The sequence below is a fragment of the Streptomyces sp. NBC_01716 genome, assembly GCF_036248275.1.
Lineage (GTDB): Bacteria > Actinomycetota > Actinomycetes > Streptomycetales > Streptomycetaceae > Streptomyces.
Map to the genome: position 1 here is coordinate 7,722,005 of NZ_CP109181.1, position 14,219 is coordinate 7,736,223.

Genomic DNA, 14,219 nt, shown 5'->3' on the forward strand with positions numbered 1-14,219 from the left:
CTCAGGCCTCCCGAGCCGCCGCCGTCACCGCGCGGCAGATCCGCGCGATGTCGTCGTCGTCCGTCACATACGGCGGCATCGTGTAGACGAGGTCGCGGAACGGCCGCAGCCACACACCCTCACGTACCGCCGCCCGTGTCGCCGCCGCCATGTCCACCTCGTGGTCCAGCTGTACGACGCCGATCGCGCCGAGGACCCGCACATCCTTCACCCCGGGCTGCGACGTCGCCTCGGCGAGGCCGTCGCGCAGCCCCGCCTCGATCCGCTTGACCTCGCCCCGCCAGTCCTGGCCGAGCAGCAGGTCGATCGAGGCGGACGCCACGGCCGAGGCCAGCGGATTGCCCATGAACGTGGGGCCGTGCGCGAGGACAGGCACCTCGCCGCGCGAGATCCCGTCCGCCACCGCCGACGTGCACAGCGTCGCGGCCATGGTGAGATAACCGCCGGTCAGCGCCTTGCCCACGCACATCACATCGGGGCTGACGCCCGCGAGTTCCGCCGCGAACAGAGCGCCGGTTCGGCCGAAGCCCGTCGCGATCTCGTCCAGGATCAGCAGCACGCCGTACTCGTCACAGGCCTCGCGCAGCACCCGGACGTACGCGGGGGAATGGAAGCGCATGCCGCCCGCGCCCTGCACCACCGGCTCCACGATCACGGCGGCCAGTTCGTCGGCGTGGCGCGCGACGAGCGCGCGCAGATGGTCCGCGTACGTCTCGTCGTACGCATCGGCGCTGTCGTACGCCCCGGAGCCGGCGGGCGGCGCGTCGGCGAAGATCTGGCGCGGCAGCACTCCCGACCAGAGGCCGTGCATACCGCCCTCGGGGTCGCAGACCGACATGGGCTGCCAGGTGTCGCCGTGGTAGCCGCCGCGCCAGGTCAGCATCCGCTGCTTGGCCGGGCGGCCCAGCGAACGCCAGTACTGGAGGCACATCTTGACGGCGACCTCGACCGAGACCGATCCCGAGTCGGCGAGGAAGACATGCTGGAGCGGTTCCGGGGTGATCTCCACCAGCCGGGCCGCCAGCCGGACGGCGGGCTCATGGGTGAGCCCGCCGAACATGACATGGCTCATCCGGCCGAGCTGGCCGTGCGCCGCCTCGTTGAGGACGGGGTGGTTGTAGCCATGGACCGCCGACCACCAGGACGACATGCCGTCGACCAACTCGCGCTGCCCGTACGCCGGTTCGGCGAGCCGGAGCCGTACGCCCGAGGCGGACTCCACGACCAGCGGGTCCGTGCGGCCGGGCATCGGGCCGTACGGATGCCAGACATGGGCCCGGTCCAGCGCCAGGAGGTCGCCCGGAGCCGTCGCGGGCGGGGCGGGCGTGTCAGGCATTGGGCGCCAGATCGGTACCGGCACCGCGCCGCCGTACGGTCACCAGGTCCGTACGGGCGGCGCCGGCATCCGCCCCGACCGGCTCGGCCACGGGGTCACCCTTGTCCGCGGACGGAGCGCACGCGCTCGCGCACCCGCCGCCGCGGTGTTCAGGCAGCGTCGTCGTGTCCGTGCCCTCCACCTCGAACCCGGCGTCCGCGATCATGTCCAGGTCCGCCTTGCCCTCCTGGCCCTCGGTGGTGAGGTAGTCGCCGAGGAAGATCGAGTTGACCAGGTGCAGCGCGAGCGGCTGCATCGTGCGCAGATGCACCTCACGCCCGCCCGCGAGCCGGACCTCCACGTCGGGGCAGACGAACCGCACCATCGCCAGAATGCGCAGTGCCCGCTGCGGGGTCAGGTTCCACTCCCCGGCCAGCGGTGTGCCCTTGACGGGGATGAGGAAGTTGACCGGGACCGAGTCGGGGTCCAGCTCGCGCAGCCCGAAGACCACGTCCACCAGGTCGGCGTCGCTCTCGCCCATGCCCGCGATCAGCCCGGAACAGGCCGACAGGCCCGCACCCTGCGCGTGGCGCACGGTCTCCACCCGGTCCGCGTAGGTGTGGGTGGTGGTGATGTCGCCGTACGTCGACTCGGAGGTGTTGAGGTTGTGGTTGTACGCGTCGGCGCCCGCGGCCTTCAGCCGCTCCGCCTGACCGTCCGAGAGCAGCCCGAGACAGGCGCAGATCTCGACATCGGCGTTCTCTTCCTTGATGGCGCTGATGGTCTGCGAGACACGGTCGACGTCCCGGTCCGTCGGCCCCCGGCCGCTCGCCACCAGACAGACCCGCTTCGCGCCGCCGGCCACTCCCGCCGCGGCGGCCCTGGACGCCTCGTCGGGCTTCAGCCAGGTGTACTTGAGGATCTCGGCCTTGGACCCGAGCCGCTGCGAGCAGTACGAGCAGTCTTCGGGACAGAGCCCGGATTTGAGGTTGACGAGATAGTTGAGCTTGACCCGCCGCCCGAACCACTGGCGGCGCACCTTCCCGGCCGCGGCCACCACTTCGAGCAGTTCGTCGTCGGAGGTCGCCAGCACGGCGAGCGCTTCTTCGCGCGACGGCAGCTCTCGCCGAAGGCCCTTCTCCACCAGTGTGTTCAGCAGGTCCATGGCGCCGATCCTGGCGTACGGCGGGCCTCCGGGCCAAGGATGAATCCCACAAGACAGGTGCATTCAGGTGTGTGTATGACCACACCCGAAGCGGAGCGATCGACGGTTAGGGTCTGTGGGCTGCCTACAAAAGGACCCCCGCCGTGCCAGCCGAGCCACCCGCGCCGAGCATGCCGTCCCCGTCGACGCCGCCGGACCCGTTCGGCTGGATCGACGACGAGGCGCGCCGGCGTGAGCGGGCCGGTCTGGTCCGTACGCTGCGCCCCCGCCCCGCCGACTCCGCCCTGCTGGATCTCGCGAGCAACGACTACCTGGGGCTCACCCACCACCCGGTGACGACGGGCGCGGCGGCCGACGCGGCGCGCCGCTGGGGCGCGGGCGCCACCGGCTCGCGGCTGGTCACCGGAAGCACCGCGCTGCACGCCGAACTGGAGCGTGAGCTCGCGGACTTCTGCGGTTTCGAGGCCGCGCTCGTCCTGTCGTCCGGATACGCCGCGAACCTCGCCGCCCTCACCGCGCTGACCGCGCGCGGCTCGCTCATCGTCTCCGACGCCGCCAACCACGCCTCGATCGTGGACGGTTGCCGTCTCTCGCGCGCCGAGACCGTCGTCGTACCGCACGCCGATCCGCAGGCGGTGGCCAAGGCGCTCGAAACGTACGAAGGCTCCCGGGCCCTGGCCGTCAGCGACTCGGTCTTCTCGGTGGACGGTGACGCGGCGCCGCTCGCGCGGCTGGCCGAGGTGTGCCGTACGCGGGGGGCCGCACTCCTCGTGGACGACGCGCACGGTCTCGGCGTCCTCGGCGACGGCGGCCGTGGCGCCGTCCACGCGGCGGGGCTGGCGGGCGACCCGGGGACGGTCGTCACGCTCACGCTCTCCAAGTCGCTGGGCAGCCAGGGCGGCGCGGTCCTCGGGCCGGCCCGGGTGATCGGCCAACTCGTCAATACGGCACGGTCGTTCATCTTCGACACCGGCCTCGCCCCGGCCGCCGCGGGCGCCGCGCTCGCGAGCCTGCGGCTGCTGCGCGAGGACCCCTCGCTGGCGGTCCGGGCGCGCGCGGTGGCGAACGCGCTGCACCGGGGGCTGACCGGGGCGGGGCTCACCGCCGTACGCCCGGACGCGGCCGTCGTCTCCGTCCGGGCGCCGTCTCCGGAGGCGGCCGTCCGGTGGGCCGCCGACTGCCGCGAGGCCGGTCTGGTGGTGGGCTGCTTCCGGCCGCCGTCCGTGCCGGACGGGATCTCCCGGATCAGGCTCACGGCCCGCGCCGACCTGACGGACGCTCAGGTCGACGGAGCCCTGGCGACGGTCATCGCGACGGCGCCCGCCGGGGCCGTGGCGCCGGAGTGCTGAGCACCCGTCAGGGCCGGGCACGTCGTCTGTCGGTCGCCGGGGCCGGGAACTTGAGCGCGCGTAAATACGGTCTCGCGTAGCAGGGTTCACCGCTTAGAGCGACAGACAGGGGCGTATCACGGCGGATCGCCCGTGCACCGGGCGCCGTTGATGGCAGTGTGGCGCGCAGCGCAATCCGGGGACGTACTCGCGGGCAACAGCCATAGGTCGGTCTGCGTCCCGGTGGGAAAGGGACAGCGTCGCCATGGCAGACCATCAGGAAGCATCCGTCACCCTGCCGAGCGATCCGGCCTCGGTGTCCGAGGCACGCAGATACGTCGCGCGCGTGCTCACCGAGTGGGGGCTGCCGAGCGATGCCGGCACCGCCGAAACGGTTCGCCTGATCATCTCGGAACTGGCCACCAACGCCGTGCAGCACACCCTCGGCACCTCACCGACCTTCACGATCGACGTCACCCTGCGGCGCGACGAGGAACTGCGCGTCGGCGTCACGGACAGTCACCCGCGCTGGCCGCAGCGCCTCCCCGCCGCGGTCCAGCAGGACAACGGCCGCGGCATGGTCATCATCCGGGCGCTGACCGCCGAGCACGGCGGCCGACTGGCCGTCACACCCACCGCGGACGGCGGCAAGACGGTCTGGATCGCCCTGCCGTGGACGGTTCGCGCCCCGGGCTGAGCGGGCCGCGCGTGTCCCCGGTGCGCCTGGGGTCAGCGGACCCGGCCGTACAGGACGCTCCTGGACCAGATGCGCTCCAGCCGCACCACCTGACCGCTCTTGGGCGAATGCCAGATCTTGCCGTGGCCGGCGTAGATCCCGACGTGGTAGACGCTCCCTCCGGAATGGAAGAAGACCAGATCGCCCTGCCTGCGGCCGGCGGCGGAGATGTGGTGCGTGCGGTTGTACTGCTGCTGCGCGGTGCGGGGAAGCGCCTTGCCGGCCTTCTTGTACGAGAAGAGGGTCAGCCCCGAGCAGTCGAACCGGTGCGGACCTGTCGCCCCGTAGGAGTACGGGGCGCCCTTCATGGAGGCCGCCACATCCAGCGCCTTCGCGGCGGCGGGCAGGGCGTGTGCTTCCGACACGGCGCCGGGCGCCAGCATCGTGCCGCCGACGGCGGCGAGGAGGACCGATGCGGTACCGGCCCGGGAGAGCAGCGACGGGACATGCGTCTGCGCGGACATGCGCAACCCTTCGTCAGCCGCCTGTGAAGGATGACCTGTCGGGTTCGGACAGGCGAAGATGTCCGGCCGCGATGCGGCTTCACCCCGAGGAGCTGTCCATGGTCGGACCGCCCCGAACTGCTCGGGTCCTCCACTCCTGCCGATCCACTCGTGTCGACCAGTCGTCCGGAGCGGCGGCAGGACTCGGCGTCCACCCGGACCGCCCCGCCGAGGTGGCGGGGGCTTGTCGTCCCAGGGATCTTGACGCGGCCTCAGCGCGAATCCGCGTTGAAACGGCCGGATGTGACTCTCGTCACTTATGGGCCATTTGGGTCGGTACGGCCGATTCGGTGAACGGCTCATATGACAGCTCACGCGCTGTACCTGCGGCGCAGCGAAGCGTTACGACCGGACGGCCGATCGTCCGTCGCAAGTCGCCGGTCCGATCACCACGGGCGGGTCGATACGCCGAACGTGCGGCCAAATCCCGTACGGACGCGTCCGAACGGGCAGGCCGGCGGTCGAAGTCCGTCGCGGGGCGGGGGTGCGGGGCGCGGGTCCGTATCAAGTCACCGGGCCGGGCGGCATGGTGACACGTCCGGCCCTGCGCTCCCCGTCGAGCACCCGGAGCGTGCGGTCCAGGGTCGGCGTGTGCAGCTCCGTCTCACCTCTCGCGTGCATCAGCGTCAGCGCGTCGCGCAGTTCGGCGGCCCCGGACACCAGGGCCTGTGCGGCGCGCAGCGCGCTGTACGTGTCGTCGGCGCGCGAGGGGTTGATCCGGCCGACCAGGTCGACGACCCGGAGATAGCTGTCGACGAAGTCGCCCTCGGCGCGGGTCAGCGCGGGCAGCGGCGGCAGTTCCGGTGGCAGCATCGGCGGTTCACCGGGGGGCGTTGAAGCTCAAGGACGACCTGCGATCCTGCGCGACCTGGTCCACCAGGCCGTACTCCTTGGCGCCCGTCGCGTCGAAGATCGTGTCCCGGTCGATGTCGGCGTCGATCCGCTCGGCGCTCTGTCCGGTGTGCCGTACCAGCGTCTCGGCCATCAGGGCGCGCAGCCGCAGCAACTCCTCCGCGTGGATGGCGAGATCGGACGGCTGGCCGCGTACGGGCTCCTCGATCCCCGGCTGCTGGAGAACGACACGCGCGCCGGGCAGCGCCATCCGCTTGCCCGGCGCTCCGGCGGCGAGCAGGACCGCGGCGGTGGACGCCGCCTGGCCGAGGCAGGTCGTCGCCACGTCGCAGCCGACGACCTGCATCGTGTCGTAGACGGCGGACATCGAGCTCAGCGAGCCGCCGGGAGAGTTGATGTAGAGCGCGATGTCCTGGCCGGGTGCCGCGTATTCGAGTTGCAGCAGCTGGGCGATCACATCGTTCGCGGCGGTGTCGTCCAGGGGGGTGCCGAGGAAGATGATCCGTCCTTCGAAGAGCTTGGAGTACGGATCGAGGGAGCGGGTCCCGGCGGAGGTCCGCTCGGTGAACTCCGGCAGGACGTAGCGGGCGGAAGGACGGTCCATGGTGTGCCTCTCCTCGCGTGCCGGACGCGGCTCTCGTCCGTCGGTGGCCTCGATAAAAAATGTACAGGACGTACAGGCCGTAAGATGGCAACCATGGCCTACGAAATTCCGGTGACGCAAGCGCGGGCAGAACTCGCCGACCTGATCAACCGGGTCGTCTACGGCGAGGAGCGCGTGGTCGTGACGCGCCACGGCAAGCCGCTCGTCGCCCTCGTGTCGGCCGCTGACCTGGAACGACTGGAGAGCCTGAAGCTCGATGACGCCATGGCGGCGGAGGAGCGCGTGATCGCCTCGGTGAGCACGATCCGCTCGGTGACGTCCGCTCCGGGCGAACGCGCGGACTTCGGCATCGTGGCGAAGCACGAGCCGCCGGGCTGACGCGGGCGATGCGGTGAGCGGTGGGGAAAAGGCGCGGCCCCGATGGGGCCGCGCCTTTGGTGTGATCGGCGAGAAGCCGGGGGAGTCCGGTCAACTGCGCTGCGGGGAGGGCGTGTTGATGGTGCTGGGGGGGATCCACGGAGCATCGGTCCCTGCGCGCCGCTGCGCGCAGGGACCGGGTTCACTCGACGCTGTTGTCGACCTTGAAGGTGTAGTTGACCTGGTTGCCGTTGACCGAGATGGCGGTGACGGTGACACCGAGTGTGTCGCTGCCGGCGTTGAGGTCGCAGCGGATCGTGGCGCCGACCCGGGCCGGGAGGTGCTCGGGGCAGGTGACCTTGTCGGGACGCTTGCCGGTGCTCTCGGCGAGCTTGTCGGAGATTGTCTGCGCGACTCGGGCCTTGTGGACGGCCCCGTCCTCGCTGACGCCCGTGTTCCCGGGCGCCGCGGGGGCGTCGCCGGCCGGCGTCTCCTCGGCCGGTGTCTCCTCGGCCGTCGGCTCCTCCTCGACCGGGTCCTCCTCGCCGGGGGTCGCTCCCGAGCCGGCCGTCGGCTCGTCCTTCTTCTCCGCTTCGCCGATGCTGAAGGAGCATCCGGTGGCGAGAAGCACCGTCAGTGCGCCCAGCGCCGCCGCGGCCGCAATCCTCTTACGCCTCGTGTGCTGCATTCCGTCCCTCTTGTTCGTGGATATGGGACAAAGATGCGGACATCTTCCGGTGGCGAAGAATCAGCACTGAAATGCCACAGTCCCGTACGACAAGCACGCTAGCCCGGACCGGTCACCGGGTGTGCCGGTCGTTCGACCCACAAGAACGGTCAGGAACGGTACGGAGCGTGGCTCAGGACGGAACCGACCGCCGGCCGGCGCGGACGGTCATCCGACCGGGGCGGGCTCCTTCGTAGGGGCCGGGGCCTCCGGCTTTCCGGGCGCCGCGTCCGACCGGCGTGCTCCCACCGCCACCGCCGCCAGGCCCAGTACCGCCCAGATCGCGAGCGTGAGTGCCGGGGTGAAGGCCGCGTTGCCCTCGAAGTAGGCGACCGAGCGGAGCAGTGAACCGCTCGCGCCCGGCGGCAGCCACTGGCCGAGCGCGCCGACCGACTCAGGCAGGAGTTCGGGCGCGCTCGACACCCCGGACAGTGGGTTGCCGACCAGCACCATCAGCATCGCGCCGAGTCCGATGCCCGGCCGGCCGAGCAGCGCCGCGAGGCCCGCCACCGTACCGCCGACGGCCAGTACGGCGAGGGCGAACACCCCTGCCTCCGCCCACCAGTTGCCGGCGATCACCTCCAGCCAGTTGTGGGCCAGGGCGGTGGCGGTGAGGCCCGCCAGGGCCGCCGCGCCGAAGAGCGCGCCCACCGCGCGGATGCCGCGCAGCGCGAGCAGGCTCACCAGGGCGCCGGTCGCGACGCCCGCGAGGGCGAGCGGGAGCATGCTCGCTCCCAGCGCGCTGCCGCGCGGATCCCCGGCGGGGGTGGCGACGACATCGGTCACCTGTACGTCGGTGCCCTCGGGGGCCTGCGCGGTCACGGCTTCCCGCAGCAGCTGGGCGACCACCGGGCTCCCCGCCGACGCCGTCAGCAGGTGGGGCCCCTGCGCGGTGGCGACCACCGCCCCGTAGACGTCCCGGTTCTCGATCGCCTTACGCGCCGCGGCCTCGTCGTCGTACCGGTGCACATCGAAGGCGTCCGGCTCACGCTCGAACCCCTGCTGGAGCCGCTCGGTCGCGGAGGCCGGTCCAGCGACGCCGACCGGCACCTCGTGCGGCGCGACGCGGGCGGCGGGCCAGGCGAAGGCCGTGAGCGCCAGCGCGGCGATCAGCGGGATCAGGAGCACGACGCCGATCATGCGGCGCGTGGGAGTGGCGGACATGGTGTCCTCGCTATCGGTCCACGGATTTAAAAAGAAGGATCGTTCGTTTTGGAGATGCCGCCACTGTTACCGGCGAGCCGGGAGCTTGTCAAGAAGGAATGTTCGTTTTACGTTGATCGCATGGCCCGCGTATCGCAGCAGCACCTGGACGCCCGCAGGCGTCAGATCCTTGACGCCGCCGCGCGCTGTTTCGCGCGCAACGGCTTCCACGCCACGTCGATGCAGGACGTGCTGCGCGAGGCCGACCTCTCCGCCGGCGCCGTCTACCGCTACTTCAGCAGCAAGGAGGAGCTGATCGGGGCCATCGTCACCGAGGTGCTCGACACCGTCAGGGAGGCGTTCGAGGAGGCCGCGAGCCAGAGTCCGCCCGACCCGCCCGACGTACTGGTCGGCCAGGTGATGGGCCGCGTGCTGCGCGGGGAGTTCGGCATGGGCACCGCCGCCGGTGTCGAGGCGCCCCGCCTGCTCGTCCAGGTGTGGACGGAGACCCTGCGCAACGAGTCGCTCGCGGCGCTGCTGCGGACCGGCTACGACACGGTGCGCGCCGCCTGGGTCAAGGTCGTCGAGGCGTATCAGGCGGCGGGACTGATGCGCGACGACGTTCCGGCGGAGCATGTCGCGCGGACGATGATCGCCACGGCGCAGGGATTCGCCGCGCAGCAGGCGCTGTTCGGCGAGGTCCCGGTGGAGGTCCTGCGGAACGGCCTGCGCGGGTTGATGTCCATGGGCGGGCAAAAGCCCGGTTAACCTGCCGGAAAAACTTCCGCCGTACCGTGCGATGTCCGGCTGTGCGGCCCCTGTTCGTGTTCAACAGAGTGTTGAATCGGTGCGGGCGGACACCAGGCTCCACGCCGGACCGGGCCGCGACAGTGAGGTGGAAACGTGCAGTTGACCCCGCACGAGCAGGAACGGCTGCTCATCCATGTGGCCGCCGACGTGGCCGCCAAGCGGCTTGCGCGCGGGCTGCGTCTCAACCATCCGGAGGCGGTCGCCCTGATCACCTCGCACCTGCTCGAAGGCGCCAGGGACGGCCGTACCGTCGCCGAACTCATGGCGTCCGGACGCAAGGTGCTCACCCGCGACGACGTCATGGAGGGCATCCCCGAGATGCTCCACGACGTCCAGGTGGAGGCCACCTTCCCGGACGGCACGAAGCTCGTCACCGTCCACGACCCGATCGTCTGACGGAGGAGCGCGGCCGATGATTCCCGGCGAGATCCTGTACGCAGACGGCACCGTGCCCCTCAACGAGGGCCGCCCCGTCACCCGCCTCACCGTGCTCAACGCAGCCGACCGGCCCGTCCAGGTCGGCTCCCACTACCACTTCGCCGAGGCCAACCCCGGTCTGCGGTTCGACCGCGCGGCGGCGCGCGGCCTGCGCCTGAACGTGGCCGCGGGTACGTCCGTACGGTTCGAACCCGGCATCCCCGTCGACGTCGAACTCGTCCCGATCGCCGGACTGCGTGTCGTACCGGGCCTCCGTGGCGAGGCAGGAGGACCCCTCGATGCCTGAGCTGAGCAGAGCCGTCTACGCCGACCTCTTCGGCCCCACCACCGGCGACCGGATCCGGCTCGCCGACACCGATCTCCTCGTCGAGATCGAGGAGGACCGCTCGGGCGGCCCCGGACTCGCGGGCGACGAGGCCGTGTTCGGCGGCGGCAAGGTGATCCGCGAGTCGATGGGCCAGTCGCGTACGACACGGGCCGAAGGCGCGCCGGACACCGTGATCACCGGCGCCGTGATCATCGACCACTGGGGCGTCGTCAAAGCGGACGTCGGCATCCGGGACGGCAGGATCACCGGCATCGGCAAGGCCGGCAACCCGGACACCATGGACGCGGTCCACCCGGACCTCGTCATCGGACCCGAGACCGAGATCATCGCGGGCAACGGCAAGATCCTCACCGCCGGAGCCGTCGACGCCCACGTCCACTTCATCTCACCGACCCTCATCGACCAGGCGCTGTCCTCCGGCATCACCACCCTCGTCGGCGGCGGCACCGGACCCGCCGAGGGGACGAAGGCCACCACCGTCACCCCGGGACCCTGGCACCTGGCGCGGATGTTCGCCGCCCTGGAGTCGTACCCCGTCAACATCGGACTGCTCGGCAAGGGCAACACGATGTCCCGCGACGCCATGCGATCCCAACTGCGCGGCGGTGCACTCGGGTTCAAGATCCACGAGGACTGGGGCGCGACCCCGGCCGTCATCGACGCCTGCCTCGGTGTCTGCGAGGAGACCGGCGTCCAGCTCGCCATCCACACCGACACGCTCAACGAGGCCGGATTCGTCGCCGACACCCTCGCCGCCGTCGCCGGGCGGACCCTGCACGCGTACCACTCCGAGGGCGCCGGCGGCGGCCACGCGCCGGACATCATCACGGTGGTGTCGGAGCCGTACGTGCTGCCCAGCTCGACCAACCCGACGCGCCCGCACACCGTCAACACCATCGACGAACACCTCGACATGCTGATGGTCTGCCACCATCTCAACCCGGCGGTCCCCGAGGACCTCGCCTTCGCCGAGTCGCGGATCAGGCCCACCACCATCGCGGCCGAGGACATCCTGCACGACCTCGGGGCGATCTCGATCATCTCCTCCGACTCGCAGGCCATGGGCCGGATCGGCGAGGTGATCCTGCGGACCTGGCAGACCGCGCACGTCATGAAGAAGCGCCGGGGCGCGCTGCCCGGCGACGGCCGGGCCGACAACCAGCGGGTCCGCCGGTACGTCGCCAAGTACACCGTCAACCCGGCGCTCGCCCAGGGGCTCGGCCACGAGATCGGCTCCGTCGAGACCGGGAAGCTCGCCGACCTCGTCCTGTGGGACCCCGCGTTCTTCGGCGTGAAGCCCCAACTCGTCATCAAGGGCGGGCAGATCGCATACGCGCAGATGGGCGACGCCAACGCGTCCATCCCCACCCCGGGCCCCGTCCTGCCCCGGCCCATGTTCGGCGCGACAGGCACCGCCCCCGCGTCCAACTCCGTCAACTTCGTCGCACAGGCGGCGATCGAGGACGCGCTTCCCGAACGGCTCGGTCTCGGCAAGCGGTTCGTGCCGATCGAGAACACCCGCTCCGTCGGCAAGGCCGACATGCGGCAGAACGACGCCCTGCCCGATGTCCGGGTCGACCCCGACACCTTCACGGTGACGATCGACGGCGATGTGGTCGAACCCGCGCCCGCCGCCGAACTGCCCATGGCCCAGCGCTACTTCCTCTTCTGATGAGCCGCGCCGCGCTGCTCGTCCTCGCCGACGGACGGTTTCCGGCCGGTGGCCACGCCCACTCGGGCGGCGCCGAGGCGGCCGTCCGCGCGGGGCGGCTCACCGACGCCCGCGACCTGGCGGCCTTCTGCCGGGGCCGGCTGCACACCACCGGACTCACCTCCGCCGCGCTCGCGGCAGCGGCCGTACTCGGCGTCGACCCTCTCGTCCTGGACGAGGCCGCCGACGCCCGCACCCCCTCGCCCGCCCTGCGCGCCACCGCCCGCAAGCTCGGCCGCCAGCTGATGCGTGCCGCCCGCGCCACCTGGCCGGGACCGGAGCTCGACGCCCTCGCGGCCGCCCGCCCGCGCGGCGCCCACCAGCCGGTTGTTCTCGGGCTCGCCGCGCGGTCGGCCGGCCTCGGACCCGAGGACGCCGCGCACTGCGTCCTGTACGAGACGGTCAGCGGCCCCGCCACCGCCGCCGTACGGCTGCTGAGCCTGGACCCCTTCGACGCGACCGCCGTCCTGGCCCGGCTGGCACCCGACATCGACGAGACCGCGCGGCGCGCCGTGGCCACCGCGCACCGCGCCGTACGGAAGGGGCCCGGCGCCCTGCCCGCAGCCTCCGCGCCGCTGCTCGACATCACCGCCGAGGCGCACGCGGCCTGGCCGGTGCGTCTCTTCGCTTCGTAACGCCCGACCACCCCACCGGCACACGCCACCGTGCCCCGCCGCAGGACCACGAAGGAGCCGCACCGTGCACCTCGACCACGCCGACCCGTACACCGACCCGTATCGGGACCCGCACAGCCACGGAGCGGGGGCGGTGCGCGCCGACGGCTCCCGGCGCGCCCTGCGTATCGGCCTCGGCGGGCCCGTCGGCTCCGGCAAGACCGCGACCGTCGCGGCCCTCTGCCGCGCGCTGCGCGACCGGATGTCCATCGCCGTCGTCACCAACGACATCTACACCCGGGAGGACGCGGCGTTCCTGCTGCGCAACGCCGTGCTGCCGGCCGAGCGCATCCAGGCCGTCGAGACCGGCGCCTGCCCGCACACCGCGATCCGCGACGACATCTCCGCCAACCTCGAAGCCGTCGAGGACCTGGAGGACTCCGTCGGACCGCTCGATCTGATCCTGGTCGAGTCCGGCGGTGACAATCTCACCGCCACCTTCTCCAAGGGGCTCGTCGACGCGCAGATCTTCGTCATCGACGTCGCCGGCGGCGACGACATCCCGCGCAAGGGCGGCCCCGGCGTCACCACCTCCGACCTGCTGGTGATCAACAAGACCGATCTCGCACCGTACGTCGGCTCCGACCTCGGGCGCATGGCGTCCGACGCCAAGGAGCAACGGGGCGAACTCCCCGTCCTGTTCACCTCGCTCACCGGCCCGGACGGGGTGGCACCGGTTGCCGAGTGGGTACGCGCGCGCTTCGCCGCCTGGACCGCATGAGCGTCCAGGCCACCGCCCGGATCACCGCCGCGCCCGACGGCCGCGGGGGAACGGCCCTGCCGGTGCTGGAGAGCGACGGACCGCTCGCGCTGCGCCGTACGCGCGCGGCCGTCGCCACGCACGCCCGCGTCACCGTCGTCGGCGCGATGAGCGCACCGCTCGGCGGCGACCGGCTCGCCCTCGAAGCGGTCGTAACGGACGGGGCCGCGCTCACCGTCGACGCGGCGGCCGCCATGATCGCGCTGCCCGGCCACCGCACCGGCGACGGGCCCGCCGACCACGCGGGCTACGGCATACAACTCACCGTCGGCGAGAGCGCCGTATTGCACTGGCTGCCCGAACAGCTCATCTCGGTCACCGGCAGCGACCTGCGGACACACACACGCGCCGAACTCGCCCCCACCGCCCGGCTGGTACTGCGCGAGGAACTGATCCTCGGCCGGCACGGCGAGGCGCCCGGCACCGTCACCACCCGGCTCACCGTGCACCGCGCCGGCCGCCCGCTGCTGGACCAGCACCTCGCGCTCGGCCCCGGCGCACCCGGCGGCTGGGACGGCGGAGCGGTCATCGGCGGCCACCGGGCCGTCGGCCAACTCCTGCTGGTGAGACCGGAGTTCGAGGAGAAGCCGGTGGCCCCGCGACTGCTCGGCGACACCGCCGTACTCACCCCGCTCGCCGGTCCCGGAGCGCTCGTGACCGCGCTCGCCCCGGACGCCCGGGTCCTGCGCCAGGTCCTGGACGAGGCACTGGCGGAGCTGTACCGCTGAGCGGAACTGGGGGCACCGGCTATCGGTTCGGCAAAGAATT

17 protein-coding genes and 1 riboswitch are annotated in these 14,219 nt (G+C 71.9%); of the genes, 10 read left to right on the forward strand and 7 right to left on the reverse strand.

The features are described 5' to 3' along the window. Window position 1: 1 nt before the first annotated feature. Together OIE74_RS34555 and bioB are read right to left on the reverse strand one after the other, a co-directional pair. A complete protein-coding gene (locus tag OIE74_RS34555; RefSeq protein ID WP_329390799.1) occupies window positions 2–1,336 on the reverse strand; it encodes an adenosylmethionine--8-amino-7-oxononanoate transaminase in 1,335 nt (444 codons plus the stop codon). Continuing rightward, on the reverse strand, window positions 1,329–2,480 hold the full coding sequence (gene bioB / locus OIE74_RS34560) for a biotin synthase BioB (protein WP_329390801.1): 1,152 nt from the start codon (window positions 2,478–2,480) through the stop codon (window positions 1,329–1,331). Before bioB ends, OIE74_RS34555 begins: the two co-directional genes overlap by 8 nt. 170 nt (window positions 2,481–2,650) lie before the next feature. Here bioB and OIE74_RS34565 point away from each other — a divergent pair, with 170 nt between their 5' ends. Both OIE74_RS34565 and OIE74_RS34570 read left to right on the forward strand, forming a co-directional pair. Further along, window positions 2,651–3,829 (forward strand): 8-amino-7-oxononanoate synthase, encoded by a 1,179-nt coding sequence (locus OIE74_RS34565; RefSeq protein ID WP_329392539.1) that lies wholly within the window; start codon window positions 2,651–2,653, stop codon window positions 3,827–3,829. A 244-nt stretch (window positions 3,830–4,073) separates the two neighbouring features. Next, the gene (locus OIE74_RS34570; RefSeq protein ID WP_329390804.1) at window positions 4,074–4,505 is read left to right on the forward strand and encodes an ATP-binding protein; all 432 of its coding nucleotides are present in this window, start codon (window positions 4,074–4,076) and stop codon (window positions 4,503–4,505) included. Window positions 4,506–4,537: 32 nt separating this feature from the next. On the opposite strand, the gene OIE74_RS34575 is transcribed toward OIE74_RS34570, so the two are convergent. The 3 genes from OIE74_RS34575 to OIE74_RS34585 form a co-directional block, all read right to left on the reverse strand. Then, window positions 4,538–5,008 carry a C40 family peptidase gene (locus tag OIE74_RS34575; protein ID WP_329390806.1) on the reverse strand — a complete coding sequence of 157 codons (471 nt, stop codon included), beginning with the start codon at window positions 5,006–5,008 and terminating at the stop codon, window positions 4,538–4,540. Window positions 5,009–5,011: 3 nt separating this feature from the next. After that, a riboswitch (cyclic di-AMP (ydaO/yuaA leader) is annotated at window positions 5,012–5,177 on the reverse strand. A gap of 374 nt (window positions 5,178–5,551) precedes the next feature. Beyond that, window positions 5,552–5,860: a hypothetical protein gene (locus tag OIE74_RS34580; protein WP_329390807.1), complete on the reverse strand. Its 309-nt coding sequence runs from the start codon at window positions 5,858–5,860 to the stop codon at window positions 5,552–5,554. A gap of 7 nt (window positions 5,861–5,867) precedes the next feature. Then, window positions 5,868–6,503 (reverse strand): ATP-dependent Clp protease proteolytic subunit, encoded by a 636-nt coding sequence (locus OIE74_RS34585; RefSeq protein ID WP_329390808.1) that lies wholly within the window; start codon window positions 6,501–6,503, stop codon window positions 5,868–5,870. Between the two features lie 93 nt (window positions 6,504–6,596). Between OIE74_RS34585 and OIE74_RS34590 the strand changes: the two genes are divergently transcribed. After that, a complete protein-coding gene (locus OIE74_RS34590) occupies window positions 6,597–6,881 on the forward strand; it encodes a type II toxin-antitoxin system Phd/YefM family antitoxin (protein WP_329390810.1) in 285 nt (94 codons plus the stop codon). 181 nt (window positions 6,882–7,062) lie between these two features. Here OIE74_RS34590 and OIE74_RS34595 read toward each other — a convergent pair whose 3' ends face one another. Continuing rightward, window positions 7,063–7,548, reverse strand: a complete 486-nt coding sequence (locus OIE74_RS34595; protein WP_329390813.1) for a DUF4333 domain-containing protein — start codon at window positions 7,546–7,548, stop codon at window positions 7,063–7,065. A gap of 207 nt (window positions 7,549–7,755) precedes the next feature. After that, on the reverse strand, window positions 7,756–8,751 hold the full coding sequence (locus OIE74_RS34600; protein WP_329390817.1) for an ABC transporter permease: 996 nt from the start codon (window positions 8,749–8,751) through the stop codon (window positions 7,756–7,758). Between the two features lie 120 nt (window positions 8,752–8,871). Between OIE74_RS34600 and OIE74_RS34605 the strand changes: the two genes are divergently transcribed. The 7 genes from OIE74_RS34605 (at window position 8,872) to OIE74_RS34635 (ending at window position 14,179) form a co-directional block, all read left to right on the forward strand. Further along, the gene (locus OIE74_RS34605; RefSeq protein WP_329390819.1) at window positions 8,872–9,498 is read left to right on the forward strand and encodes a TetR/AcrR family transcriptional regulator; all 627 of its coding nucleotides are present in this window, start codon (window positions 8,872–8,874) and stop codon (window positions 9,496–9,498) included. 135 nt (window positions 9,499–9,633) lie between these two features. Beyond that, complete coding sequence (locus OIE74_RS34610; protein WP_329390821.1) at window positions 9,634–9,936, forward strand: urease subunit gamma; 303 nt, start codon at window positions 9,634–9,636, stop codon at window positions 9,934–9,936. A 16-nt stretch (window positions 9,937–9,952) separates the two neighbouring features. Continuing rightward, entirely contained in the window at window positions 9,953–10,264 is a 312-nt protein-coding gene (locus OIE74_RS34615) for an urease subunit beta (RefSeq protein ID WP_329390823.1), read from the forward strand. Continuing rightward, a complete protein-coding gene (locus OIE74_RS34620; RefSeq protein WP_329390825.1) occupies window positions 10,257–11,978 on the forward strand; it encodes an urease subunit alpha in 1,722 nt (573 codons plus the stop codon). The genes OIE74_RS34615 and OIE74_RS34620 overlap by 8 nt, the downstream gene beginning before the upstream one ends. Then, window positions 11,978–12,652, forward strand: a complete 675-nt coding sequence (locus OIE74_RS34625) for an urease accessory protein UreF (RefSeq protein ID WP_329390827.1) — start codon at window positions 11,978–11,980, stop codon at window positions 12,650–12,652. The genes OIE74_RS34620 and OIE74_RS34625 overlap by 1 nt, the downstream gene beginning before the upstream one ends. Window positions 12,653–12,716: 64 nt before the next feature. Then, window positions 12,717–13,412, forward strand: coding sequence for an urease accessory protein UreG (gene ureG / locus OIE74_RS34630; RefSeq protein ID WP_443076313.1), 696 nt, complete (start codon window positions 12,717–12,719; stop codon window positions 13,410–13,412). Further along, window positions 13,409–14,179, forward strand: a complete 771-nt coding sequence (locus OIE74_RS34635; RefSeq protein ID WP_329390830.1) for an urease accessory protein UreD — start codon at window positions 13,409–13,411, stop codon at window positions 14,177–14,179. Before ureG ends, OIE74_RS34635 begins: the two co-directional genes overlap by 4 nt. Window positions 14,180–14,219: the final 40 nt, after the last annotated feature.